Source organism: Alitiscatomonas aceti (assembly GCF_025567195.1).
In the GTDB taxonomy this organism is placed as follows: domain Bacteria; phylum Bacillota; class Clostridia; order Lachnospirales; family Lachnospiraceae; genus Alitiscatomonas; species Alitiscatomonas aceti.
Window position 1 is genome coordinate 167837 of the sequence record NZ_JAOQJF010000001.1, and the last position, 25254, is coordinate 193090.

Annotated in this window: 21 protein-coding genes; 2 read left to right on the forward strand and 19 right to left on the reverse strand. The window is 53.9% G+C overall.

Annotated features, from left to right (window positions below):
* Window positions 1–79: 79 nt before the first annotated feature.
* From OCV69_RS00775 to OCV69_RS00815, 9 genes are all read right to left on the reverse strand, one after another.
* Entirely contained in the window at window positions 80–3229 is a 3150-nt protein-coding gene (locus tag OCV69_RS00775; RefSeq protein WP_158358402.1) for a glycosyltransferase, read from the reverse strand.
* Window positions 3226–4077 (reverse strand): class I SAM-dependent methyltransferase, encoded by an 852-nt coding sequence (locus OCV69_RS00780; RefSeq protein WP_158358403.1) that lies wholly within the window; start codon window positions 4075–4077, stop codon window positions 3226–3228. Before OCV69_RS00780 ends, OCV69_RS00775 begins: the two co-directional genes overlap by 4 nt.
* 11 nt (window positions 4078–4088) lie before the next feature.
* Complete coding sequence (locus tag OCV69_RS00785; RefSeq protein WP_158358404.1) at window positions 4089–5432, reverse strand: ABC transporter ATP-binding protein; 1344 nt, start codon at window positions 5430–5432, stop codon at window positions 4089–4091.
* A 9-nt stretch (window positions 5433–5441) separates the two neighbouring features.
* Complete coding sequence (locus OCV69_RS00790; protein ID WP_158358405.1) at window positions 5442–6260, reverse strand: ABC transporter permease; 819 nt, start codon at window positions 6258–6260, stop codon at window positions 5442–5444.
* Window positions 6261–6276: 16 nt separating this feature from the next.
* Window positions 6277–6852 carry a dTDP-4-dehydrorhamnose 3,5-epimerase gene (gene rfbC, locus OCV69_RS00795; RefSeq protein ID WP_022274392.1) on the reverse strand — a complete coding sequence of 192 codons (576 nt, stop codon included), beginning with the start codon at window positions 6850–6852 and terminating at the stop codon, window positions 6277–6279.
* A gap of 84 nt (window positions 6853–6936) precedes the next feature.
* Window positions 6937–7872: a glycosyltransferase family 2 protein gene (locus tag OCV69_RS00800; protein ID WP_158358406.1), complete on the reverse strand. Its 936-nt coding sequence runs from the start codon at window positions 7870–7872 to the stop codon at window positions 6937–6939.
* On the reverse strand, window positions 7869–9167 hold the full coding sequence (locus OCV69_RS00805; RefSeq protein WP_158358407.1) for a lipopolysaccharide biosynthesis protein: 1299 nt from the start codon (window positions 9165–9167) through the stop codon (window positions 7869–7871). The genes OCV69_RS00800 and OCV69_RS00805 overlap by 4 nt, the downstream gene beginning before the upstream one ends.
* Window positions 9136–10263, reverse strand: coding sequence for a UDP-galactopyranose mutase (glf, locus tag OCV69_RS00810; RefSeq protein WP_158358408.1), 1128 nt, complete (start codon window positions 10261–10263; stop codon window positions 9136–9138). Before glf ends, OCV69_RS00805 begins: the two co-directional genes overlap by 32 nt.
* 1 nt (window position 10264) lies before the next feature.
* Window positions 10265–10765: a signal peptidase II gene (locus OCV69_RS00815; RefSeq protein WP_158358409.1), complete on the reverse strand. Its 501-nt coding sequence runs from the start codon at window positions 10763–10765 to the stop codon at window positions 10265–10267.
* Between the two features lie 156 nt (window positions 10766–10921).
* On the opposite strand from OCV69_RS00815, the gene OCV69_RS00820 reads away from it, so the two are divergent.
* Window positions 10922–12628 carry a S8 family peptidase gene (locus OCV69_RS00820; protein WP_158358410.1) on the forward strand — a complete coding sequence of 569 codons (1707 nt, stop codon included), beginning with the start codon at window positions 10922–10924 and terminating at the stop codon, window positions 12626–12628.
* Here OCV69_RS00820 and clpX read toward each other — a convergent pair.
* The 10 genes from clpX to OCV69_RS00870 form a co-directional block, all read right to left on the reverse strand.
* Complete coding sequence (clpX, locus tag OCV69_RS00825) at window positions 12611–14284, reverse strand: ATP-dependent Clp protease ATP-binding subunit ClpX (RefSeq protein ID WP_262562904.1); 1674 nt, start codon at window positions 14282–14284, stop codon at window positions 12611–12613. The two genes, OCV69_RS00820 and clpX, sit on opposite strands and share 18 nt — an antisense overlap.
* Before the next feature lie 373 nt (window positions 14285–14657).
* Complete coding sequence (locus OCV69_RS00830; RefSeq protein WP_158358411.1) at window positions 14658–16043, reverse strand: DUF4340 domain-containing protein; 1386 nt, start codon at window positions 16041–16043, stop codon at window positions 14658–14660.
* A complete protein-coding gene (locus OCV69_RS00835; RefSeq protein WP_158358412.1) occupies window positions 16030–17463 on the reverse strand; it encodes a GldG family protein in 1434 nt (477 codons plus the stop codon). The genes OCV69_RS00830 and OCV69_RS00835 overlap by 14 nt, the downstream gene beginning before the upstream one ends.
* Window positions 17463–18326, reverse strand: coding sequence for an ABC transporter permease (locus OCV69_RS00840; RefSeq protein WP_022274528.1), 864 nt, complete (start codon window positions 18324–18326; stop codon window positions 17463–17465). Before OCV69_RS00840 ends, OCV69_RS00835 begins: the two co-directional genes overlap by 1 nt.
* Window positions 18323–19378, reverse strand: coding sequence for an ABC transporter ATP-binding protein (locus OCV69_RS00845; RefSeq protein WP_158358413.1), 1056 nt, complete (start codon window positions 19376–19378; stop codon window positions 18323–18325). The genes OCV69_RS00840 and OCV69_RS00845 overlap by 4 nt, the downstream gene beginning before the upstream one ends.
* A 97-nt stretch (window positions 19379–19475) precedes the next feature.
* Window positions 19476–19949, reverse strand: a complete 474-nt coding sequence (locus tag OCV69_RS00850; RefSeq protein ID WP_022274526.1) for a winged helix-turn-helix domain-containing protein — start codon at window positions 19947–19949, stop codon at window positions 19476–19478.
* 88 nt (window positions 19950–20037) lie between these two features.
* Complete coding sequence (locus OCV69_RS00855; RefSeq protein WP_334307922.1) at window positions 20038–21300, reverse strand: S1C family serine protease; 1263 nt, start codon at window positions 21298–21300, stop codon at window positions 20038–20040.
* Between the two features lie 461 nt (window positions 21301–21761).
* A complete protein-coding gene (locus OCV69_RS00860; RefSeq protein WP_158358416.1) occupies window positions 21762–22601 on the reverse strand; it encodes an undecaprenyl-diphosphate phosphatase in 840 nt (279 codons plus the stop codon).
* Window positions 22602–22603: 2 nt separating this feature from the next.
* Window positions 22604–23284, reverse strand: a complete 681-nt coding sequence (locus OCV69_RS00865; protein ID WP_158358417.1) for a uracil-DNA glycosylase — start codon at window positions 23282–23284, stop codon at window positions 22604–22606.
* Window positions 23268–23798 (reverse strand): hypothetical protein, encoded by a 531-nt coding sequence (locus tag OCV69_RS00870; RefSeq protein WP_158358418.1) that lies wholly within the window; start codon window positions 23796–23798, stop codon window positions 23268–23270. Before OCV69_RS00870 ends, OCV69_RS00865 begins: the two co-directional genes overlap by 17 nt.
* 167 nt (window positions 23799–23965) lie before the next feature.
* Here OCV69_RS00870 and OCV69_RS00875 point away from each other — a divergent pair, with 167 nt between their 5' ends.
* A complete protein-coding gene (locus tag OCV69_RS00875) occupies window positions 23966–25174 on the forward strand; it encodes a class I SAM-dependent rRNA methyltransferase (RefSeq protein WP_317258412.1) in 1209 nt (402 codons plus the stop codon).
* Window positions 25175–25254: the final 80 nt, after the last annotated feature.

Genomic DNA, 25254 nt, shown 5'->3' on the forward strand with positions numbered 1-25254 from the left:
CCCTGGAAGAAAGTCCCAGGGGTCCGCGTTCTGTATCCAGGCCGCCCGCAAAGCGGGCGGCCCATCTTCATCTACCTAATTATCTCTCCTGCCGCGTAAAGTCCTCTTCAATGACCTTCCAGGCGGCATCCACACTGAAATGCTCCCGGATGTAGGCCTGGGTCTTCCGGCACATGGCGGCGCAGGTATCCGGATCGTTATAAAGGCTCACCACCGCCCCGGCAAAGTCCTCCGGCTCGTCGGCGATCCGCATGATATCCCCGGCCTCCGGAATGCCTTCCGCCCCGATGGATGTGGTAACGATGACAGAGCCGTTATAAACAGCCTCCACCACCTTACCCTTGACCCCCGCTCCATACCGCAGGGGCACCACCACCAGGCGGCTGCCGGCGTAAAGCGCCGCCAGCTCCTCTTCGGATACGAAGCCCTTGACCACAATGCCGCTTCCCGGCTGCTCCAGGGCCCGGATCTCCTCCGTCACCTTGGAGCCCACCACGTAAAAGGTCACATCCAGCTTCTCCCGGATCAGAGGGAATACCTCCTTTGCAAACCACAGGACCGCGTCCGCATTGGGCGGATGGGCAAAGCCGCCTACAAACAGGAGGCCCTCCCGCTTTGCAAAATCCATGTCGATGTTTTCCAGGAACGTTTCATATACATACGCTGTAATGGCCTTCACCGGCAGCTCCGGCTTCACCGCATGGATGGCCTCCTCCTCCACATAGGACGGATAGTAGGCCGCTGCCGCCTTCTCCATCAGAGAAAACTCGATGGATTTCCAGTAATCGGAATCCCGTTTTTTCTGGATGTCTCCGGTCAGCTCATACTCCCGGTATTCCCTGAGGAAATGGAGATCGTGGCCATAATAAATGATCTTGATGTCCGTGTTCTGCTTCAGGAAATCCACGTACTTCACTGCAATATGGGGCCGGTTCAGATAAGCAAAGTCGATCTCATCCTTATTTTTCATGATCCAGTCCCAGATCCCTGCCTGGTATTCCGGTCCATAAAGGATCTCCACGCCCATCTGCTGCAGGACCGTGGAATACGGCTCCTCATGAAGGAAATTATCCCCCAGGAACTTCACCACATATCCCTTCTTCAGGAACATTTTCAGATACTGGTAGGTGGTCTTGGAACCGGCGTCCTTATCGAAGGTGGGCACATAATGATCCACCACCAGGATCACCGGCTTTCCCTGGCTCCTTTCCCTGGCCCGGAACGGGTTGGGATTTCCCGTATTGACACACTGCTTTTTAAACTCCTCGGCCCATTTTTCCCTAAGCTTCCGGCTGTTCTCCACCTGGTAGCGCTTTAAGCCCGTTCCATTGACATCCGTGCCGTTGGACACGCCCTCAAAGTGGATCACCTTGGAAAGGGGCTGGTATACCACCCGCAGGCCGGCCTTCCGCACCTCAAAGGCCAGGTCGGAATCCTCGCAGTAGGCCGGAGCGAACCGGTCGTCAAAGCCGCCGATCTGGTTCCACAGCTTCCTGGATAACAGGATGGCGGCTCCGGAAATATAGTCCACGTCCTTCACATAATTATATTCCGCCTTGTCCGGATCGTCCAGGCGGCCATAATTCCAGCCGGAGCCGTCGCTCCAGATAATGCCGCCGGCCTCCTGGAGCCGTCCGTCCGGGTACACCAGCTTGGAGCCCACCATACCGATGGACGGATCGGAGCCGATCAGGTCTACCAGGGAGGAAAGCCATCCCGGCGTCACCTGGGTATCGTTATTTAAGAACATGATATATTTTCCCCGGGCCTTTTTCGCCGCATTGTTGCAGTTTCTTAAAAAGCCCTGGTTGGTCTCATTGCGGCAGATCACCACATTCTCCGCATATCTGGAAAGCTCTCTGGTGGCGTCGGTGGAAACGTCGTCGGCAATGATGATCTCATAGGACACGTCCGGCGTGTTCTCAAGAATAGACACCAGACAGGCGTAGGTATAGTGGATCTGGTTATAGACCGGGATCACCACAGAGACCTCCGGCTCCTCAAAATATGGGAACCGCAGCTTTCCGTGCTCCAGATATCCCTCGCCGATCTGGAAATCGCCGCCGATCCGGTTCCTTCCTTCGCCCGTCAGATAAAGGCCCAGATATTTTCCCGGATGGCGGATGGTGTTTTTCACATATTTTAAGACCTTTCTCTTTCTGGTCCCCTCCGGGAAGGCCCGGTCCACCATCCTGTGACACTTTCTTAATCCCTTCCATATCACCGACTCGTGCTTAGAAAGGTACTGCAGCGTTTTTGCGATCTCTCCGTTTTCCCGGCGGAGATCCGCGATGATCACGTCCAGGTTCGCCACATGGTTATTGGTGAGCCGCTGGACCTCCTGCTGCTTCTGAATGGTCACGTCCCGCTCAGCCACCGTCTGGTTCAGAGTCTCGCACCATTCCACCACCTCCGGCAGCTTCCTGTGGGCCTCCAGGAGTTCCTCCAGGCTCTTCACCGGCTGCTCATACTGCTTCATGTACTGGAAACCGCCGTTTCCATGGACATACCCCTGGAAGTGCTCCTCCATGGAGGCAAAAAGCCCCTGCTCCTCTTCGCCTATGCCAAAGTGGGCGAAAAGCTCCTCCTGGGCGGAAGAGACCGAAGCCTCGCACCTGCGGTAAAAATACAGCAAGTTCCTGTAATGAAGGAATTTTGCAGGGATCTCCATGTCAAAGACCCACTCATAATCAATGCCGTAAACATGGCCGTCCGAGATCATGAGATTTTCAAATAATCCGTCCACGTTGGGGGCCTCGGTGAGCCGTCCCAGTTCCTCCAGCCCCTCCGGCACAGACCCGAATACCTCTGTAAAGCCCTGGCCGGGAGTGAAGGGGCCGCCTGTCTGTTCTTTTATGGAAAAATGCCCGCCGTCCACAGAAAAATCCTCCGGGAACACCAGGGCCATGACCTGCTCCAGTTCCTCATAGGGAATCTGGCCCATATGGATCCGGTCTGCCAGGGCGTCTGCCAGGGTCTCTCCCTCCAGATACCGGAAGCAGACTGTCTTTCCTCCGTCCTTAAACTCCGGCTCCAGGAAACGGATCCTGGGATTCTGTTCCCGGATCATCTGGTACTTTTCCCAGAATGAGCCCATATGGCCGGCTCCCGCTTCCGTAAGCGCCGTCTTTTCCACGGAAAGGGCGCCGTTTTCCCGGACGATGGCCGTCTTCAGCTGGAATTTCTCCGACCGGGTCCGGTTATATTTCACATATATGATCTGTCTCATGACTGTCCTCTCCTGTACGCTCCCAGGAACGAATTGGCAAAGCTGGAAAATACTCCGTTCCTGCATGCCATGGCCATGGCCTGCTCCTCGCTTCCGAAGGTCAGTCCCGGCCCATCGAGCCTGGCGGATATATTGGTCACCTCTCCGTTCTCCGGCAGATATGCGTCTGAGTAGACTGCCGCCGGATACCGGTAATCGGGAACGGGATAATAAAGAAGGGAGCTGCCTCCGTAAGTCCCCTCCAGGGACTCCAGAAGTTCCAGTACCTCCGCCCGCAGGAAGGAAACGTCAAACCGCTCCGCTCCCATCCAGTAGCGGACTCCCGCCGCGTTCTCCGCTGCAAAGTACAGGGTCCCCTCCGGCTTCAGAAGCCCGACCGCCGCCTTTAGGACTGCCTCTGCCTCTTCCTTCTTATACTGCTCCAGGGTTCCGGCCATAAAAATAAGGTCAAACCCTTCCCCCGGAAACTCCAGAGGAGCTGTTCCATTTCCTGGCTTATACTCCTTATATCCGGCTTCCGGCTTTAAGATATCCCCCCGGACAAAATGGAGATTTTCATGCGTTCCATGGCGCAGACGGTTCACCTCCAGGTTTTCGTCCCTGGGATCCAGTACCACCGTCTCTCCGGCCCGGCGGGCCAGGAGCCCTGTGTAAGAACCGTAATCGGAGCCGATCTGCAGGACCCGGGAATCCCCCTGGATCTCCGTCCACTCAAACAGGTTCTCCCGTAAAGGAGAAAAGGCATACAGGCACTCCGGGGACGTCTCCGCCTTTAAAGCTGCCTCTGTATCATTTTCATATCTGGCCATCAGATCCAGGATCTCATAGCTGGCATCGTTCTTCATCATGATCCGACTCTCTATCCTCTCGTTAGCTTCGTCTCCACCTCTGACTCCATATCGTAGACCCCTACGGTGTTCTTATTGGAGATCACCGTGATGTTGGCCACATCGTAAAGCCGGTGGTATACCACATGCTCCTCGCCCTCAAAGCCGGTACAGCTCATGGATAACAGATATTCTCCTCCCTGAAGCGTCATCTTCTGGGTAAAGGACACATCGTATATGTCGCCCTCGTTTACGGGCTTCACATCCGCACCCTCGTACATGGTGTTGGTGCCGGAAAGATCCGTTCCCTTTTTATCCTTGATGGTATACGTAAAGATCGGGCATTTTAAGGGAGCATGGAAGCGGATCCGCTCTTTGATGGTGAACATCTCTCCCTTTAATAAAAGGTTGGTCAGGTTCCCTCTCTGGTCAAACAGGCCCAGATCAAAGATCTCCGCCCGTCCGTCCCCGTACTCGGTCCGGCTGGCGTTGATGGTGATCTTATCCTTCATAAGGCCTCCGCTGCCGGAGGCTCCGCCTGCTTCCGCGTTCCCGGTCCCTGCTCCGTCCGTCTTCTTCCCGTCCTCTTTGTCCATGCCGCCGGAATAATCGCTTTCCAGCTCCTCCTTCAGAGAATCCATCTGGTTGGCCAGGATCTTCTTATAAAGATCCACCATATGGCCCGGCTGGCCCTCGGCAATGAATTCGCCCTTATTCAACAGGACCACCTTATCGCAGTATTTGATGATGCTTCCCATATCGTGGGTCACCATTAAGATGGTGGTGCCGTTCTTCCGGATCTCCTCCATACGCCGGTAACACTTGGCCTGGAAAAACACATCGCCCACAGACAGGGCCTCGTCCACAATAAGGATCTCCGGCTCCACGTTGATGGCCAGGGCAAAGGCCAGACGGACGAACATACCGCTGGAATACGTCTTCACTGGCTGATAGACAAAATCCCCGATATCGGCAAAGTCCAAGATCTCCTGGAGCTTTTTATCCATCTCCGCCTTTGTGTACCCCATCATGGTGCCGTTCATATAAATATTTTCAATCCCTGTATAATCCATATTGAAGCCGGCTCCCAGCTCCAGAAGAGCCGATATCTTCCCATCCACCTGGACCGAGCCGGTGGTGGGCGTCAGAACGCCGGTGATGATCTTTAAAATCGTGGATTTTCCCGAGCCATTGGTGCCGATGATCCCCACGGTCTGGCCCTTCTCCACCGTAAAGGAAAGGCCGTTTAAGGCGTAGAAGTCCTTATGGAGGCTCTTATGGGTCATGCTTAGGGATTCCTTTAACCGGTCGATGGGCCGGTCGTACAGACGATATATTTTTGTTACATCTTTTACTTCGATCGCATTCTGGGACATTCCATCCTCCTATAATACATCCGAAAAATGCGGACGCAGCTTTTTAAATACCTTCAGCCCCACAAGCATCATGACAATGGTCACGCCCCAGAAATAGACCGTAAGGGTGGGACGCATATAAAACCAGTCTCCGGTGAGCATACTGTCACGATACCCGGCCGCAATATAATAGAACGGGTTCAGCTTCAGGATCGTGGGGGCCATGGTCAGTCCCTTGTCCAGGAAAAGCTGCTCGCTGTACATAATGGGCGTCAGCCACATACCGAACTGCAGGCAGATGCTGACGATCTGGGCCATGTCCTTAAAAAATACCTGGATGGCGCTGGTAAAATACGTCAGCGCCAAGGCGAACATGGAGGCCGCAAAGCCATAGTAAAGGACCTGAAGCCAAGAGATCTGCGGAGCCTTCCCGCTGATAAGGAATACCACAAACATGATGGCCACAAAAAATCCATGAACGAACAGGCAGGAGATCAGCTTTATAATAGGAAGGATCTCCACCTTAAACACAACCTTCTTCACCAGGTAATTGTATTCCTGGAGACAGCCGGTGCCGCAGTTTAAGGCTTCTGCAAAGAAAAACCAGGGCGCAATACCGGGGATCAGCCACTGTACATAGGAGGCGTTGGGCACCGGAGGCGCGCTCTTAAAGCCGATGGGGCCAAAGATCAGCCAGTAGATCAGCACGGTCACCACTGGCTGCACAAACATCCATACCACGCCGAAATAGGACCCCACAAACCGTTTTTTAAAATCGGCTTTTGAAAGGTCCCAGATCAGACGGCGCCTGGTTATGATCTCCTTTAAAAGAGAAATTACATAATTCACGCTGTTTTAAACCTCATTATCTCTCAAACTTGAACGTATCGTTGAAGCCGCCCCACTTCTTATCTTTCTCAGAAATGATCAGCTCCATTCCCTCCTCGATGGGCCACTGTACGCCGATGGTCTCATCGCTCCATAAAAGGCCGCCCTCGTCGCCGGGATGATAGAAATCGGTGCATTTGTAGGCGAATTCGGCCTCATCAGACAGCACTAAAAAGCCGTGGGCAAAGCCTTCCGGAATATAAAACTGCTTTTTATTTTCCGCAGACAGCTCCACGCCGAACCACTTTCCATACGTCTCGGAGCTGGTCCTCAGATCCACCGCCACGTCAAATACTGTGCCGCGGACCGCGCGCACCAGCTTGCCCTGGGGAAACTGCTTCTGGAAATGGAGGCCCCGGAGCACGCCCTTTACGGACATGGACTGGTTGTCCTGGACGAATACCATATCAAGGCCGGCTTCCTTAAAATCGTTCTGGTTGTATGTTTCCATAAAATATCCGCGCTCATCCTTAAATACGGTGGGCTCGATCACGAAAAGCCCCTCAATGGTCTTTCCTTCCACCTGGCACGGAGTCACTTTAATCTTTCCCATTTTTTTACCTCTCTTTTGTTTTCTGGTCTGCTAAACATCATACCACTGTGCGGGAAGAGTTACAATACCAAATTGGATCCCGCCCTATTTCCCCCAGTAGGCCTTATTCATGGTGCACCACAAAACCACCGGACGGGGCAGCCTCCGGTACCGTTTTCCCATGAGAAAGCCCAGGTATTTACACCCGCTGGTATAAATGAGCTTCGGGATCAGATACGCCTTCCCCGACCTTACAAGGAAGGCCGCCGTCTGCTTTACCATACGGATCCCCTCTCCCTCGGACCGGATGCCGGAGAACACCTCCGGGTGGTCGGCCTGGGATACCGCCAGATCGAAATTCCTGTGAAACTGCTGGATCCCCGAATAATTATGGGAATGGATCACCCTGGCCCCGGCGGAGTAAAAGACACCGTATCCCCGTTCCATAGCTCCTGCCGCAAAGATCATATCCTCGTTGAAGATGGTCTTTTTCGTAAAGCCGCCCAGCTCCAGATATACGCTCCGCTTATAGGCGGCACATACGTTGGAGCAGAAATACGTTTTGATCCCCAGCTCTGGCAGGTCCTCCCTGGTCTTTAACCGGCTTTCCTCCGGATAATTAAAGGCCCTGGTATAGCGCTCAATGATCCCGCAGTCCCGGTCCGGAAGCTGACGGCCATAGGCCACAGCCGTGCTTTCCTTCTCCGTAAGACCGCGGACCAGGTTTTCCAGAAGATACTGGTCTGCCGGAAGGGCGTCGTCGGTCATACAGACACAGATCCCGGCATCCGACTGCCGGATCCCGGCGTCCCTGGTGGCTCCATGGTCAAAGGTCTCTCTTGTCACATGAAAGACCGAAAGATTTTCCGGCAGACTGTATCCCGTTTCAGAAAGCCACCGGTCCCAGTATGCCTGTTCCGTATTCATGATGATATACCGGTTTACAGGCTGGGTCTGGGCGTCCAGGCGCTTTAAAAGCTCCCCGAACCGTTCCCCCGGCCGGTAAACGGGAATGATCACATCCACAGTTATTTCCTTCATTCTAAATTCCTCTGCTCCGGATTTTTCCGTTTATGTTCCAGGATCCCCGCCAGGTCAATGAGGCCGAACAGCACCATTAAGGCACCGGTCAGGACCACATAGGCCAGGGCTCCCCCGAAGATCCCGCCCCACCGCACAAAGGGCGTGGAGACCAGGACTGCCATAAGGCTTACCAGGCCGTAGACCCCGAAAATATATTTCTGCTTTTTCATGATCACCAGCGAATAATAAAACAGGTTCATGTACGCATTCAGGGCTCCGCCGAAAATGATCAGCACCAGGGCCGGCCGGCACTGGGAAAGTCCGGTCCGCAGGTTGGGATACAGAAGGCTTAACACCGGGATCCCCAGAAGCCACGCGCCTCCCACAGCCAGCACCGTCAGGGCCGCGATGATCAGAGCGATCCGCTTCTGGATCTTTAAAAACCGCCGGGTCCTCCCCATCTCCCAGGTAAAGGACATTTTCGTAAGATAAGGCCGGATCACGAACCCGGCCACCAGATTGATGATGCTGGTGGGCATGAAGATGGCTCCGAACACGGCCATATCCCGGTCCGCCATACAGCCCTCAATGGCGTATTTGGACGCGGAAAAAATATAAAAGTCCAGAACTGCCGAACAGAACAGCAGGATGGTCTCTGCAAAAAGCTCCTGCTTCTTTCCCTTCGCCGATCTCCACTCCACGTTGGGAAGCTCCCGGATCACCAGCACGTCAAACACCAGGAACCCTGCCGCCTGGGCTCCCACGGCCCACAGGCTGGCGGCGGCCAGATCTTTCGTATACGCCAGGGAAGCCAGGAATACGCCCACGGAAAGGATCGTCCGGAAAGCGTTGGATTTTCCCGTCAGATAAAGCCGCCCGCCTCTCTGGAATTCCGCCTCATAGGCATCCGCCAGGGCGTCGATGACCTTATAGACCACCATCAAAAATACCACGGCCGCCTTTTCAAAGGAATAACCATTTAAGAATACGTATCCCATGCCCGTGAGGACAGCCGCCCCGCAGGTCAGAAGCCGCAGTCCCAGGTAATCCCCGAAGGAGTATTTTCCTCCCGTGTCGGTGATCTGGAACGGGCGGATCCCGAAATACGCCATCATGAACATATGCTGTCCGAAGGTGGTGAAGGCAAAGGTAAAGATCCCTCCGGCATCCTCCCCGGCGATCTGCACCACGGCAATGGAAAGGACCATGGATGCAAACGCATACAGGAAGCTTCCGGCCATATTCCATATAATGTCACGTTTTTCCGGATTTTTCGATTTTTTACCTATGATCAGCCGCGATATTAATTCCATGAAACTCCTTCTTCACACAGGCAAAGGCGGATTCGATCACCTTATCCATATCGTAATATTTGTATTCTGCCAGCCGGCCGCCGAAGATCACGTTTTTCTCCTCTGCCGCCAGGGCCTCATACCTTTTATACAGCTCCTGGTTCTTTTCGTCGTTGACCGGATAATACGGCTCCATGCCCTCGGTCCACTCCGCCGGATATTCCTTTGTGATCACGGTCTTTTCCTGGGTGCCGAACTCAAAATGCTTGTGCTCGATGATCCTGGTATAAGGCGTCTCCCGGTCCGTGTAATTGATGACCGCGTTCCCCTGGAAATTATCCGTGTCCAGGACCTCCGTCTCAAACCTCAGGCTGCGGTACTGGAGCCTGCCGAACCGGTAACCGAAATAGCTGTCTATGGTTCCCGTATAGACCACCTTTTCTGCCAGAGCGTCGTATTCTTCCTTATTCTCCAGATAATCCGTACCCAGACGCACCTCACAGCCTGCAAACAGCTTGTCAACGATCACATTATAGCCGCCCATGGGGATCCCCTGGTACAGATCGTTGAAATAATTGTTGTCGTAGGTATAGCGCACCGGGAGGCGCTTGATGATAAACGCCGGAAGGTCCTTACATTCCCGTCCCCACTGCTTTTCCGTATAGCCCTTGACCAGCTTCTGGTAGATATGGGTCCCCACCAGGCTGATGGCCTGCTCCTCCAGGTTTTTGGGCTCGCCCTTTATGACCTTTCTCTGTTCCTGTATGATCTTTTTTGCCTCCTCCGGTGTGGAGATCCCCCACATACGGCTGAAGGTATTCATATTAAAAGGCATATTGTACATCTCGCCCTTATAATTGGCCACCGGGCTGTTGGTATAGCGGTTGAACTCAGCCAGGCTGTTGACAAAATCCCAAACCTCCCAGCTGCTGGTATGGAAGATATGGGCGCCGTATTTATGGACATGGATGCCCTCGGTCTCTTCACAGTAAATGTTTCCGCCCAGATGATCCCTTTTTTCCAGCACCAGACATTTTTTTCCCTGTTTTCCTGCAAAATACGCGAACACTCCGGCAAACAGGCCGCTCCCCACCAGCAGATAGTCGTACTGCTTCATTCTACTTTTCCTCCGTTTTCCCGTATAAATCCATGATCAGATCCTTTAAAAAGCCTGCCGCAGTCCCTGCTGCCATCAGAAACGCTCCGGCAAAAATAAACAGATCCCCCAAATTAAAGACCACCTTTTTAAGAGCCTTCCACTGGAAGCTGAAATAGTCCACCACATAGCCGCGCTTCATCCGGTCGTAGAGGTTGCTCACTCCTCCGGCCAGGGTAAGGGTCAGGGCCAGCTTTTCCAGTATCCTTCCCCGGGTCCCCATGAGGTACGCCCAGGCTCCGGCAAAGGCCGACGTAACACATAAGGGCACCAGCTGCACTGCCCTGGATCCCTTTAAGATCCCAAAGGAGAATCCTTCGTTATGGTTTTGGTAAAGCTTTATCTTTCCTTTGGAGATGGCAAGCTCCCTGGGGAATGTGCCTTTCTCCTCCTTCTCGATCCGGGCCTTGAACGCCTGGTCCAGGAATGTGAGCGTCGTTCCAAACGTCAGAAATCCAAACATGGCAAGTCTCCTTTCCGTCCTTATCATCCTATCTTACACTATTTTCCCTGCTCCGTCCATCTTTTCCGGAGAATCTCCCCTCTGCTTTTCATGTTCTCCCGTATTTTCACATATAATACAGCAATCGTATGAGCAGCTTTGCACCGGAGTATCAGAATGCCTTGTTCTTACAGCGTCACATCCGAAGACACCGCCGATTTTATCTCCACATACAGTGCCCTGCCGGAGCAGCTATCTGCCATGACCGGCATCGAATGCATCGATTTTGTCAGCCGCCAGTTCGCCGTGCTCCACATTCCCATGGACGATCTGGAAAGGCCCATGAATTTTTCCTACTATACCTATTCGGCCATCCCGAAGCTCTATTCCCTCCTGGCCACCGACAGCATGGAGGCCTCCGGGATCCTTCCCGCCTCCCGGATCCCCGCCTTCGGGAACCAGGGCCAGGGCGTCCTCATCGGCTTCGTGGACACAGGCATCGACTATCAGAATCCCCTGTTCCGGAAGGCGGACGGAAGCTCCAGGATCCTGGGGATCTGGGACCAGACTCTGGAAACCGGCGCCCCGGATCCGGTAAACGGCTTCCAGGCCCTTTATGGGACCCAGTATTCCAGAGAGGAGATCGACCAGGCGCTGGCGGCCCCGGATCCCCTGGCCCTGGTCCCGTCTGCCGACGAAAACGGCCACGGCACCTTTCTGGCGTCTGTGGCAGCCGGAGGAGAGGATCCGGACCAGGATTTTACCGGAGCCGCCCCAAGGGCTTCCATTGCCATGGTAAAGCTGAAGCCCGCCAAGGCGTACCTCCGGGATTTTTATCTGATCCGGGAGGGGGCAGATGCCTATCAGGAAAACGATATCATGATGGGCGTCGCTTACCTGCTCCATCTGGCCCGCCGTTTTTCCATGCCCCTGGTGATCTGCCTGGGGCTGGGGACCAACCAGGGAAGCCATGTGGGAAAATCCCCTCTGGGGCTTTATCTGGATGATATCAATATCTATGCCGGGACCGCCGTCATCACAGCGGCAGGCAACGAGACCGGCTACGGCCATCACTACCGGGCCGTCACCAGGCCGGAGGAAACGCTTCAGACTGTGGAGCTGAACGTGGGAGAAAAGGACAGCGGCTTTTCCATGGAATTCTGGGCCCAGGATGTGGATATCTACCGGGTGGGCTTCATTTCTCCCACAGGAGAGGTGGTGGATCCGCTCCCCTCCTCCACAGAGGAAGAAAACGTCATCCGGTTCCTGGTGGAGCAGACGGAGATCACAGTTTTTTCCAGCATCGTCAACACGGCCACCGGAAGCCAGATGGTCTTCATCCGCTTTAAGGATCCCATGCCGGGGATCTGGAACCTTACGGTCTCCAGCGCCTTAAACGTCACCGGAGCCTTCCATATCTGGCTCCCCAGCCGCGGCTTCATCTCCGACACCACATATTTCCTCCGGCCGGATCCCGATACCCTGGTCACTGGTCCCGGGAATTCCCAGTACGCCCTCACGGTCTCTGCCTACGACCATACCACCGGGGGAATCTACATCCATTCCAGCAGAGGGTTCAGCCGGTCCGGCCAGATAAAGCCGGAGCTGGCGGCCCCGGGCGTCAATATCACCGGAGCCGGCCTCCGTTCCGGCTTCGTACAAAGATCCGGCACCTCCGCCGCTGCCGCCCACGCCGCCGGAGCCGCCGCCATCCTGCTCCACTGGGGGATCCTGGAGCGGAACGATCCCTTTATGAACACCTCCGCCATCAAGACCTATCTGATCCGGGGAGCCAAAAGAAATCCAGCGCTCACCTACCCAAACCGCGAATTTGGGTACGGAACGCTGGATCTCTACCAGGCGTTTTTAAGACTCAGGCTGTGAGTCTCCTGCCCCGCGCATGGCAATGCGGGGGCCTCCTTTTTTCTCCAGATACGCCCTTGTGATGGTCACAGAGCCAATGTTGGAATCCTTTGGGATCTCATACATGATATCCAGCATAAATTCCTCCAGGATCGCCCGCAGGGCCCTGGCCCCTGTCTCCTTCTTTAACGCTTCCTCTGCGATCCACTCCAGGGCGTCTTCGTCAAAGGAAAGCTCCACCTCATCCATCTTAAGCAGCTTTTCGTACTGCTTCAGAATGGCGTTTTTCGGCTCCTTTAAGATCCGCACCAGGAACTCCTTTGTCAGCCCCTGGAGGGTCACAGTCACCGGAAGCCGTCCCAGAAACTCAGGAATCATCCCGAAATTCCGCAGATCCTTATTGGTCACCCTGCTTAGGATGTCCGGATCCTTATCAAACTTATCCTTCAGATCTGCATTGAAGCCGATGGACGCCTGTTCCGTCAGACGCTCTTTAATGATGTTCTCCAGATCCGGAAAGGCTCCGCCGCAGATAAAGAGGATATTGTCCGTATTGATGGTCTCCATGGGCGTCATGGCATTCTTCTGGTTGGTCCCCACAGGAACCTCCACAGACGCCCCCTCCAGAAGCTTTAAAAGCTCCTGCTGCACCGATTCCCCGCTGACGTCCCTGGTGCTGGTGGATTTCTTTTTGGCGATCTTGTCGATCTCATCAATGAACACGATCCCCATTTCTGCCCGCTCCACGTCGTTTCCGGCGGCTGCCAGAAGCTTGGAGATCACGCTTTCAATATCGTCGCCGATATACCCGGCCTCCGTAAGGGAGGTGGCGTCGGCGATGGCCAGGGGCACGTCCAGAAGCTTTGCCAGGGTCTTGACCAGATACGTCTTGCCGCTGCCGGTGGGCCCGATCATTAAGATGTTGGACTTTTCGATCTCCACATCGGTCCCGAACTGCTGTGCATCCGGGGACGTATGCTCGAACACCCGCTTATAGTGGTTGTAAACGGCCACAGAGATCACCTTTTTTGCCTGCTCCTGGCCGATCACATACTGGTCCAGCTTTTCCTTTATGGCATGGGGGGCCGGGATATCCTTCAGCTTAAAAAGCTCCTTTTTCTGGCCCTCTTTCTTTTTCTTCACCCGTTTTTTCCCAGTGATGGCGTTGAGATCAATCTGGCCGATGGGGATCCCAAAGCCCATATTTCCCCAGGGAAAGCCTCCCTGGTACGGCGCTTCGTCCTCCTCCCCGGCGTCCGGATCTTCCACCGTCTGAGTCTCCTCCGGCACATTCTCCGGCGTTCCAGGCGTTTTTGGAGCTGTCTCCTTTTTTTCTCCGTTCTCTGGAAGCCCGCCTCCGGTCTGGTCCTCCGCCTTCTTTTCCCCAGCGTTTCCAGTACCGGCGCTTCCTCCCTTCCCGGGGATATTCTGCCACATTCCCATGGGCATTCCGGCGTTCCACAGCTGTTCCGGCGTGATCCCGGACAGACGGCTCATATCAAACCCGCTGTTCATGACCGTATCAAAGGCCTTCTGCATACAGTCCCGGCAGATATCGATGCCGCCGGGCAGCGTGATCATCTTTCCAGCCTTGCTCTCCGGTCTCCGGCAGACGTAGCAGACCTTATCGTATTCGTCCCCGTCGTTTCCATTTATGTTTTTTTCTCTCTCGTCCAATTTTTTTCTCCTTCTTGTGAATCCCTCATCTGTCAGAAAACCATTATACGGTATTTTCACCGGGTCTGCAAGAGAGGGGAAGAAGAATGTATAATTTCCCTGCTATACAGTTAATTCCGCAATCTCACCCATATCGCACGATAAGGTCTGATTCATCCTTTTATCAATCATCATCGACCATTGCCTGCCATAACTGACTGGCATAATTCATTGCCGGATCCTTCCGGCTTATACCTTATTACGCACATGGCAGTGAGGTTGTCTGCCAAAAGATGAGCGTATATAAATATTATACAAATGAAGCGCGCTGGAACTGACGGGAACAGGAGGGGGGACTTTCTGAGCCTCCCCCAGCTGCCCTTATGTCCGCTTTTTACTTATTCCCGCCCGATAAAACAATCCCATGGACCGCCTCTGTCAGATCCACTGCCTGGGATCTGGGTACCAGGGACACAGGCTCCCCGTCCACTTCTGCCAGACAGTACTCCCCGTCGTAGCGGTACAGGGCCACCGTTACCTGCGGATAGTTTTCGTTATCCAGAAATACTGCCATCCGGATCTCCTCCTTCCCAACGGGCGCTTCCTCTGTAAAACTTTCTGCCTCCAGGGCCAGCAGTGCATCCAAAAGGGCCGCAGTATCCGTCTCCTCTCCTGCGCATGTCCATTTCCGGTCCGAATCCTTTCCTCTTGATTCCAGCTGGTACGTCTCTCCCTCCAGAACGACTGTAAGTCCTGTGATGTCGTACCGGTCCGCAGGCAGAACCTCCTGGTGCCGCAGGTCGTTGTATGTCATTTTCATCAGCTTCTCATAATCGCCGGAAAGCAGCCGGTAGATAATGCCGGACTCTCCCACCCGTGCATAGGCGGTGACCGTCTCATCATCCTCTTTTTCCTCCGGATCCCGGCTCACAGAAAGAGTAAATGTCCCGGTCTCCTCTTTTCCATCCTCATTCTCTGTGGTGTACTCGGTCTCCACCACCAGCTGCGGCTCATCCAGGCCATATCCGGAAAGCTCCTCTTCTGCCGCATTGTAGGAAACGTAATCGGAAAGTCCCAGTCCCATGACGGTGTTTAAGTACGTTGTCACCCGGCTGGTGTCCAGAGGCAGCGTCTTCTCATCCCGGCTGGTAAAATATATATCCCCGGGGCTGTAAGTGGCTGTGCTGTCCTCTTCATAAAAAATCTCATAGGCTTCCGGTCCGGTAAAGCGGATCCTTTCCACCTGGTCCATGGCCGGGACCTGGTCGTTTTTAATTACGCTGCTTAAACCGATATTAAAGGAATCCATAGGATCCTCCTTTACCAGATAGGCGTTGCCGTCTCCAATGGACACATACCGCTCCGAATCCATGGCGCTGAAATCCCCCAGGAGAATTTCATAGCTTTCCTCTCCCGCCTCCAGGCGGATGGTACCTTCTGGATCATCCAGGCCGTACTGGCCGTAATCCTCCACATCCTCGATCACAAAGGACACGCCGAACTCCTCAAAGATTTCCAGAAGCTCCCCGATCTTCTCCTCGTCCACCGGAAATGCCGCATCCTCATCATATGTCCACATCTCTTCCTTATGAAATGAGAGATTCTCCGTTCCCGTCTCCCAGGAGAGAGCTGTCACTGTGTCCGCCGGGATGGTAAGAATGACCGCATCGCTGTTTTTTATCTTTTCTTTCTGTTCTTTCGTCCGGACCACTCCAAAGGTCACGGCGCAGGCGGCGCACAGGACGCCTGCCAAAAACATTAACCGCTCAGACCGTTTCATTCTGCTTCCTCCTTCTTCTTAATACCACGACTGCCCCAACTCCAAGATACAGGAGCGGGAAGACTCCGATCATCATCACCTGGAGCATAGACGAGACCGATTCGCTGATGGTCAGGTAGTTATAATTTAACGACTTGCTTCGAATCGCCATGGCCTCCCGTTCACCATTTAAAAAGGCCAGGGCGTTCATGGCCAGATCTCCGTTGGCGCCGGAAGAGAGGGCATTGTACATATCCATTAAGAACTCCGATGATGCAAACCACACGATTTTTCCATCATTCCCGCAGTCCACTGCGACTGCCGAAGCAAAGGGGCCGTCCGTGTCCCCTTCTTCCTTTTCATACGTCTCCAGCCCGTAGCCGGCTTTCTTGCTGAACGCCAGCTCCGATGTAGTCAAAAGCTCTGTAACCCGGCCGCTCTCCTTTACTTCTTCTGACGCCTCAAGACCGCTGGAAATGGGAATGATGGGGAAATACCTTGCCTCGGCCAGAGACGCTGTAATTTCATGGTCCGCCAGCTCCGGGATCAGCGCATGGGGCGTCTGGAGCGCATAGTGCTCCCGGTCTCCTTCCACCACAATTCCGTCTGCCACTGTAACCCCATAATCCTCCAGAAGGCTGTTTAAATTTTCCAATGCTCCATCCTTCACCGGCCCGGCTGCCACAAACAGCTTTCCTCCGTTTTCCACATATCCTGAAAGGATTTCCTTTTCCTCCGGGGAAATATCGCTCTGGGGTCCGAAAATAACCACGCAGTCTGCGTCCTCCGGAACCGTCTCCGCCGTCAGAAGGGAGAGTGCGGACAATTCCATATTATCCTTCTCCATCTGCTCCTTAAAGGAAGCCGGAAGCTCTGTTTCCCCGTGTCCCTCCAGAATGCTTATCTTTGGAAGATCCTCGCTCACCACATAATCGATGGCAGAAGTAATGGCCCCCTCTCCGTCAAAGGAGGTGTTATACGTATAGGAGTAAAGATCCGGCTCCTGGATATAGATGTCCTGGTATCCGATGAACCGGCTTCTCTCCCCTGCTTCCACCACCAGGCTGTTGTTCTGGACCGGCTCGTCGGTATACTGCTCCGCAAAGGCCGGATACACGTCCGGATTCTTTTTCACCACCTGGATGTGCTCAGAAAGACTTTCATATCTGCCCAGAAGATTTTCGATCACATCATCCTCTTCTCCTGCCTGGACGATCCAGTAAATGGTCACGTCGTCTTCCAGGGCGCTTATCACGGCCCTGGTGTTTCCCGTCACAGAATAGAGTTTGGTGGCGCTCATGTCATATTTTGTCATATTTTCCGGCAATGCCCCGGCCAGAACATTAAGGACCATCACCAGGGCCAGGACAACGGCTGTTAAAATCAAGGAATACGATCCGCCGCGCAGGGAAAGTGATGCAGGTTTTTTCTGTTTTTTCATCAGTTATACCTCCTTTTTTCCAGGGACTGTACTGACAGAAACAGGAAAAATGCCGCAAAAGTCACATAGAATACGATCCCTGTCATGTCAAAAACCCCGTTGACAAAAACGGAAAAACGCTCAAACAGGGATAGCTCCTTCATAAGCGCTGGAAGAAGCCCCTCAAATTTTTCCGGGGTCGTCAGGTACACGGCCAGAAGCCCGGCCACGGCCAGAAAATAAAAGCCATAGGCCAGGCTTTCATTTTTCGTCAGGTACCGGATCAGAAGGCCCAGACCGATCACCAGCACAAACACAGCGACCAGGGAACCCGCCGCTGTGGACGACACATGCTCTGCCAGGCTCACACTGTAATAGTTGAACAGGATCACCGCAATGCCGATCCCGGCCGCAAAGCCCTGGTTGTCGGTCAGGGATGAAATAAAGACCCCCAGGGCAATGAGCGCCGCTCCCAGGAAGAAAAACGCCGCCAGGGAACCGTAGGCCACCGGAAGGTACACGTCTCCAAACTGAGAAAATACCAGGGGATACAGGGAAATAATCGCCAGAGGGATCAGATAGACCACCAGGAGAGCCAGATATTTTCCCATGACCACCTGGGTGGTGGTGATCGGAAGGGAGTACAGAAGCTGGTCTGTCCGCTGTTTTTTCTCCTCCGCAATAACGCGCATGGTGAGAACCGGAACAATGACCACAAAGATCAGGCTTCCGAAGCTTAAAACAAATTCAAAATTACTGACCGCAGCCTGAAGGTTATACAAAGTGGCTCCCATACCGGTAAAGGCCAGCAGAAACGCACCAAAGACATAGGCTGTCATGGTGTGAAAATAATTTCTTATTTCATGCTTAAAAACTGCGATCACGGCTCGTTCCCTCCCTTTTCTTCACTGTCCTCTTCCCGGCTGTCTGTCTCCCGGCCTGATTCCGTCTTTTGGCCATTTTCCGCCTCTGCTTCCCCGTCTGACGGAACCTCTCTGTCTCCGTTCTCTGTCAGCTCAATAAAAATGTCTTCCAGGTCCGCCTTCTTAAGTCCCAGCTCCAGAAGCACCTTTCCGCTCTCTGCAAACTTTAGGAAAATGCTGCGGGACACGGCGTATATATCCTCCTCACTGGTCCTCAGAACCGCTCTGGCATACCCGTTCTCTTCCTTTTTAACATCCATGCCAGAGACTGCCCCAGTTTCCTCCAGAAGCGCCTCCACTTCTTCCGGCTCCGCCTCTGCCGTAAGCGTAATTTCTCCCGGCGCAGTCAGACTTTTTTCCAGATTCTCTGGCTCATCAAAGGCCACCAGTTTCCCTCTGGAAATGATCAGGACCTTCTCACAGCTAGTCTGGACCTCCGAAAGAATATGGGAACTGAAAATTACCGTGTGCTCCTTTCCCAGCTCCCGGATCAGATCGCGGATTTCAATAATCTGCAAGGGATCCAGTCCCACGGTGGGTTCGTCTAAAATGATCACCCTTGGGTCCCCCAGAAGGGCCTGGGCGATCCCCACACGCTGCTTATACCCCTTGGACAGCGCTGAAATCCTCCGGTTCCTCATGGCCGTCAGCTTCGTTTTCTCCAGAACTTCCCCAATCTGTTTGTAAAGCTCCGCTCCCCGCAAGCCCTTGGCCTCGCCTACGAACCGCAGATATTCCGCCGGAGTCTCATTCATGTAAAGGGGTGGCTGCTCTGGAAGATACCCGATCAGCCGCTTTGCCTTATCCGGTTCCTCAAAAATATCATATCCGTCAATTTTCACATGACCCTCTGTGGCGGAAAGACAGCCGGTCATAATATTCATTGTGGTGGACTTTCCAGCTCCGTTGGGGCCCAGAAAACCGTAAACATGGCCATCTCCGATTTCAAACGAAAGATCGTCCACAGCCGTAACATTTCCATATCGTTTTGTCAGATGCTCAACTGCAATCATCTCTGTCCTCCTTTTTCTCATTTTCCTCCAGAAAGTATATCAGCCGAAGCTGAAACCACGCTGAAAAGCCTGTGAAAAAAGGATGAACTTTCCAGGCTCAGAGTTCCCCCGCCTGTACCTCCAGATGGTATCCCATGCGGCGGATGGAACTGATCCGCACGTTGGAGCCTGTCCTGGCCAGCTTCTTTCTTAAGAATCCCACATAGACCTCCACGTTGTTTTCCACTGCGTCCGTATCGTATCCCCAGACCTTCTGGAGAATCGTCTCCTTGGAAAGATTCTTCCGTCCCGACTGGAACAGGAGACGCAGGATCTCAAATTCCTTTGCCGACAGCTGCACATGCTTCATACCGCAGCGCAGCATTCCTGTGGAAAGCTCCAGGGAAGTGTTTCCAAAGGAAAGCGCCTCCGTCTCTTCCTCCTGTCTGTGCAGAAGGGAATGGATACAGGTCTCGACCTCTTCTGCCACCTGGCGGCTGTTTATTCCCGGTGCCGTCACATCCAAAATCACCAGAGCCTCCGGCAGAGGCGGCTTTAAGAGCTTTTCGTCCTCCATGATCAATATTTTCATTTTCTCTTTCCTCCTCCTTCTATCTGCCGCTGGCATGGAAAAGGCAGCCGGTCCGTTTAAGAACCGCCTGCCTTTTGTACGCTTTTCCTTATTCCGGCTGTTCTGCCGTCTCTTCCTCCTGGGGTCTTGCATTCAGGGTGATGGGAATCTCCTTTTCCACATACTCACCGTTTTCCAGTCTCTGGACCGTGAGATTTACAGTGGTGCCTTCTTTATAATAGGTCAGGAGCTTTGTAAGATCCGCATAGTTTCTAACGGTCTCCCCATCAAATTTTGTGATGATATCCTTTTCCTTCAGTTCAGAATTGGCAGCCGCGGAATCCTCTGTGATCTTATAAACGTATACGCCCTCGGGCATTCCATAGAGCTTTGCCATGGAGGCGTCGATGTTCTGGATCTGGATCCCCAGATATCCCTGCTCCTCTTCGCCAACCTCCACCTTGGTGGTACGGGTCTTTAAGTCGTCAATGATATCCTTCGCATGAGAAATGGGGATCGCGTATCCGACACCTTCTACCTTTTCATCTGCGTATTTGGCCTCGTTGATGCCGATGACCTCTCCCTTGGAGTTTAACAGAGCGCCGCCGCTGTTGCCGGGGTTGATGGCCGCATCGGTCTGGATCACAGTTTTTGTAACGCCGTCCACAGTGACCTCACGGTTTAATGCGCTCACATGGCCCACTGTCACGCTCTGGCCCAGTCCCAGGGCATTTCCGATGGCAATGACGCCCTGGCCCATTTTTAAGGAATCCGAGTCCCCGAGAGTGGCTGCCTTGATCTGGGATTTAGTATCTGCGGAGATATCCTCCAGCGGGACTGCGATCACCGCCAGGTCGGAAGCAGAATCCGTACCCTTCACTGCCGCCTCCACGCTGCTTTCATCGATGAAGGTGACGGCCAGGGTCGTGGCTCCCTCGATCACATGGTTATTGGTCACCACCAGAAGCTCTGTGTCGTTCTGGCCTACAATGATGCCGGAGCCGCTGCTGGGCACCTCATACGTCTGGGTCTGGCCAAACCAGGTGCTTCCCTGGTACAGCATGGTGTTGGTGATGGCCACCACCGAGGGCATCACCGCATCCACGATGGGAGACACATCCTCAATGAACACACCTCCGGAAGAGGTGGAAGTGGACTGGGGAGCTGCCTGGACCACCTGGGTCTGCTGGATCGGGGCCGTCTCCTCCGGGAACAAAGCGTTGGCCGCCCGGTTGACGCCGAACATGGTGCCGCCGGATACCACTCCGAAGAGGAGGGCCGTTGCTGTGACCATGGCCGTTGTTTTCATAACGGAACGTTTCTTCGGAGCCTTATGGCTGCTGCCGTTCTCCCCATGGCCTCCTCCATTCATCCCGCCGTTTCCGTCCTGTCCCGTATAGGGATACGGAGAGGAGTGATGGTACTGGTTCTGCGGGCCATTCTGGTACTGGGGCTGCTGGTACGCCTGGCCCTGATTCTGGTTCTGGGGCTGTCCCTGGCCGCTGAGCCCGTACACCTGCTGTCTCACCGGCTGGGACTCCCGGCCCGCCGCCTGGCCCATACCCGGCTGGCTCCCGGCCTGCGGATCATTCTGAATGTTCTGGCTGTTATTAACCTCTGTCCATTTATCGTCGTACATAAAAATTCTCCTTTCACAACAAAGCTTATCTATCGGAATTTCTTTGATCTCCTTGTTTATGTAAGAGAGTTTACCAGAGATTTGTGATAAAATTGTGATAACTTTTCAAGGGAATTGTGAAACCGTGATACACAAAAGCGCCTCCGGAAGACCGGAAGCGCTCTTACAAAATCTTATCTTTCATGTCCTGCCCGTTACAGTCCCATCACTGCCATTACCCCAAAATATGCCAGAACGATCACACCCAGGATAATGCGGTAATAACCAAAGAAACGGAAATCATGCTTCTTCACATATCCCATAAGGAACTTGATGGAATACATGGATACGGCAAAGGCGATGACCATGCCGGCCAGCAGGAAGAAAAACTCTATACCAGAAAAATCCAGGCCATAATGGAGGATCTTTAACAGGCTGGCCCCGAACATCACCGGGATCCCCAGGAAGAAGGTAAATTCCGCAGAAGCCGTTCTGGAGCAGCCTAAAAGCATGGCCCCCAGGATCGTAGCGCCGGACCGGGAGGTTCCCGGGATCAGGGCCAGAAGCTGGAACAGGCCGATATACAGGGCGTTCCGGTAGCTGATCTGGGAAACCTTTTTAATGGGAAAGTCCACAAACTCATTATGCTTTTCCAGGACAATGAAAAGGATCCCGTAGATGATCAGCATGGCCGCCACCACGTAAGGGTTATACAGGTATGTGTCCAGGACCTCGTCCAGAAGGAGACCCACCACAGCTGCCGGAAGGCAGGCGATGAGGATCTTGATCCACAGATGCCAGGTGGCAAGCTGCTGATTTTTCTTCTTTCCCGGGGCCCATGGGTTCAGACGGTTGAAGTAAAGGACCACCACAGCCATAATGGCTCCCAGCTGGATCACCACCCGGAATACCTTCATAAATTCTGCCGACGCATTCAGATGGACGATGTTCTCCACCAGGATCAGATGGCCTGTGCTGCTGATGGGAAGCCATTCTGTAAAGCCCTCCACCAGACCGAATACGACGATCTTCAGAAATTCGATAAAATTGCTCATGTTTACTCTCCTATATTCTCAATCTGCCAGTCAATGGGATCAAGGCCGTGGGCCGTGAGGAATTTATTGGTCCGGCTGAAGGGACGACTTCCAAAAAATCCGCGGTACGCCGACAGGGGACTGGGGTGGGGAGACTCTAAGATCAAATGGGCCGGATTGTTTAACATGGCCTTTTTCATTTGGGCCGGTTTTCCCCATAAAATAAACACCATGGGCCTGTCCTGGGCGTTTAATACCCGGATGGCCGCGTCGGTAAACTCCTCCCAGCCGATGTCCTTGTGGGAGTGGGCCGCATGGGCCCGGACCGTCAGCACCGTATTCAGAAGAAGCACGCCCTGGTCGGCCCATTTCTTCAGATAACCGTTATTGGGGATATAGCAGCCGCAGTCCTCATGGAGCTCCTTATAAATATTCACCAGGGACGGCGGCGTATCCACCTCCGGCCTCACGGAAAAGCAGAGGCCGTGGGCCTGGCCCGGTTCATGGTAGGGATCCTGTCCCAGGATCACCACCTTCACATCCTTCAATGGCGTAAATGCGAAGGCGTTGAAAATATCGTCCGGAGCCGGGTATACCTCCCTGGTCTCATACTCATGCTTCACTGTCTCGTACAGCTTCCTGTAATAGGGCTTTTTAAATTCCTCGCTCATGGGCCCCAGCCAGTCGTTACTGATCGCTGCCATGCTCTTCCTCCCCAAAGCCTTCCATGAATCCCACAGAATCCGCCTTTACGGCGGCGGCTTTTTCCTTCAGTTCTTCGGTGATCTGATAAAAAGTTTTGTGGACACGGTACAGGCGTGCCTTCCGGTTGATGGCTGCCGTCCGCTCAAAGGGCCACCGGATCAGGGACGGATGGGCAAAGCCCTCTCCCAGCTCCAGGAGCACCGTAGTCCTGTTTAAAGTCCCGGCCAGCCAGCCGGTATAACCATTCCATTGCTCCTCCGTTAAAGATACGTCCAAAGGGGCCACCATATGCTCCTTTTCAAAACCTCTGTCCTCCATCTCCCCCAGAGTCAGTGTGGATATGATAAAAGCATCCTTCCCCTCTAAAAGCTCTCTCAGGGCTTTTGAGGCTCTCCGGATCTGCTCCTCCCGGTCTTCATCCCCGCGCTTCCACTCTGCGCCGATCCCCACCAGGATCTTTTCCGCCTTCCGGACCTCTTCCTGTATCTCCTTTCGGATCTCACTGTTATCCATAGCCGTCTCCTATCTCATAAGTGAACTAAGTATACCATAAAATCCGGTCCCTGTGAACCACCCTTTGTCGAAAGCCGGGGAGGACCTCCCCAGCCACTTGCATTTTCTGCCGGATTCCGCTATACTTTTACCATAAAATGCCGGAATACAGAAAGGATCCAATGCATATGGAAAAAACATCCGCGTCCGTTTATATAAAAAAAGGCCAGGGCCGGGCTTTAAAAGCCGGAGGGCTCTGGATCTATGACAACGAGATCGACCGTACCGAAGGGGAATTTGAGAACGGGGACATGGTCAATGTCTTCGATTTTGACGGTTATCCCCTGGGATGCGGCTTTATCAATACCCGCTCCACCATCACCATCCGCATGATGTCCAGAAAGCCCCACACAGTGGTGGACGAGGACTTTATTGAAATGCGGGTACGGAACGCCTGGGAATACAGAAAATCCACTGTGGACACAGGAAGCTGCCGGCTGGTCTTCGGGGAAGCTGACTTCCTTCCCGGGATCGTCATTGACAAGTTCTCCGACGTGCTGGTGGTGGAATCCCTGGCCCTGGGCATCGACCGGTGGAAGCCAGTGATCCTGGAAAAGCTGAAAAAGGTGCTGGCCGAGGACGGAATCTCCATCCGCGGCGTCTATGAACGGAGCGACGCCAGGGTCCGCCTCCAGGAGGGCATGGAACGGTTCAAGGGCTTCATCGGAGACTCCTTTGATACAAAGGTGGAGATCGTGGAAAACGGCGTCCGGTATATGGTAGATGTCCAGGACGGCCAGAAAACCGGCTTCTTCCTGGACCAGAAATATAACCGGCTGGCGATCCAGCGGCTTTGTAAAGGAAAACGTGTTCTGGACTGCTTTACCCACACCGGCTCCTTTGCCTTAAACGCCGGGATCGCCGGTGCCTCGGAGGTCCTTGGGGTGGATGCCTCCGAGCTTGGCGTGGCCCAGGCTGCCGAAAACGCGGCCTTAAACGGTCTGTCGGACCGGGTCCGCTTTGTGGCCGCCGACGTGTTCGACCTGCTTCCGGAGCTGGAGCGCCAGGGAGAAAAATTCGATATGGTGATCCTGGATCCCCCTGCCTTTACCAAATCCAGGAATTCCGTCAAAAACGCCGTTAAAGGATACAGAGAGATCAACCTCAGAGGCATGAAGTTAGTAAAGGACGGCGGCTATCTGGCCACCTGCTCCTGCTCCCACTTTATGACCCCGGAGCTCTTTGCAAAGACCATCCGGGAGGCCGCAGGGAACGTCCACAAGCGTCTGCGCCAGGTGGAATACAGGACCCAGGCCGCTGATCATCCCATCCTCTGGGGCGACAGTGAATCCTCATACTTAAAGTTTTTCATTTTCCAGGTGTGCGACGAAAAATAAGCGGCCGGCAGATAAGCCGGAATATGTACGGGCGCTGGAAACGGGACGCCATATGGCGCAGCCCGCTTCCAGCGCCCGTA

What these genes read in the sequence shown, in the direction of transcription:
- OCV69_RS00775 (WP_158358402.1), bottom strand. Translation starts at nt 3,229, where the DNA reads ATGAGACAGATCATATATGTGAAATATAACCGGACCCGGTCGGAGAAA.
- OCV69_RS00780 (WP_158358403.1), bottom strand. Translation starts at nt 4,077, where the DNA reads ATGATGAAGAACGATGCCAGCTATGAGATCCTGGATCTGATGGCCAGA.
- OCV69_RS00785 (WP_158358404.1), bottom strand. Translation starts at nt 5,432, where the DNA reads ATGTCCCAGAATGCGATCGAAGTAAAAGATGTAACAAAAATATATCGT.
- rfbC (WP_022274392.1), bottom strand. Translation starts at nt 6,852, where the DNA reads ATGGGAAAGATTAAAGTGACTCCGTGCCAGGTGGAAGGAAAGACCATT.
- OCV69_RS00800 (WP_158358406.1), bottom strand. Translation starts at nt 7,872, where the DNA reads ATGAAGGAAATAACTGTGGATGTGATCATTCCCGTTTACCGGCCGGGG.
- OCV69_RS00805 (WP_158358407.1), bottom strand. Translation starts at nt 9,167, where the DNA reads ATGGAATTAATATCGCGGCTGATCATAGGTAAAAAATCGAAAAATCCG.
- glf (WP_158358408.1), bottom strand. Translation starts at nt 10,263, where the DNA reads ATGAAGCAGTACGACTATCTGCTGGTGGGGAGCGGCCTGTTTGCCGGA.
- OCV69_RS00815 (WP_158358409.1), bottom strand. Translation starts at nt 10,765, where the DNA reads ATGTTTGGATTTCTGACGTTTGGAACGACGCTCACATTCCTGGACCAG.
- OCV69_RS00820 (WP_158358410.1), top strand. Translation starts at nt 10,922, where the DNA reads ATGCCTTGTTCTTACAGCGTCACATCCGAAGACACCGCCGATTTTATC.
- OCV69_RS00830 (WP_158358411.1), bottom strand. Translation starts at nt 16,043, where the DNA reads ATGAAACGGTCTGAGCGGTTAATGTTTTTGGCAGGCGTCCTGTGCGCC.
- OCV69_RS00835 (WP_158358412.1), bottom strand. Translation starts at nt 17,463, where the DNA reads ATGAAAAAACAGAAAAAACCTGCATCACTTTCCCTGCGCGGCGGATCG.
- OCV69_RS00845 (WP_158358413.1), bottom strand. Translation starts at nt 19,378, where the DNA reads ATGATTGCAGTTGAGCATCTGACAAAACGATATGGAAATGTTACGGCT.
- OCV69_RS00850 (WP_022274526.1), bottom strand. Translation starts at nt 19,949, where the DNA reads ATGAAAATATTGATCATGGAGGACGAAAAGCTCTTAAAGCCGCCTCTG.
- OCV69_RS00855 (WP_334307922.1), bottom strand. Translation starts at nt 21,300, where the DNA reads ATGAATGGAGGAGGCCATGGGGAGAACGGCAGCAGCCATAAGGCTCCG.
- OCV69_RS00860 (WP_158358416.1), bottom strand. Translation starts at nt 22,601, where the DNA reads ATGAGCAATTTTATCGAATTTCTGAAGATCGTCGTATTCGGTCTGGTG.
- OCV69_RS00865 (WP_158358417.1), bottom strand. Translation starts at nt 23,284, where the DNA reads ATGGCAGCGATCAGTAACGACTGGCTGGGGCCCATGAGCGAGGAATTT.
- OCV69_RS00870 (WP_158358418.1), bottom strand. Translation starts at nt 23,798, where the DNA reads ATGGATAACAGTGAGATCCGAAAGGAGATACAGGAAGAGGTCCGGAAG.
- OCV69_RS00875 (WP_317258412.1), top strand. Translation starts at nt 23,966, where the DNA reads ATGGAAAAAACATCCGCGTCCGTTTATATAAAAAAAGGCCAGGGCCGG.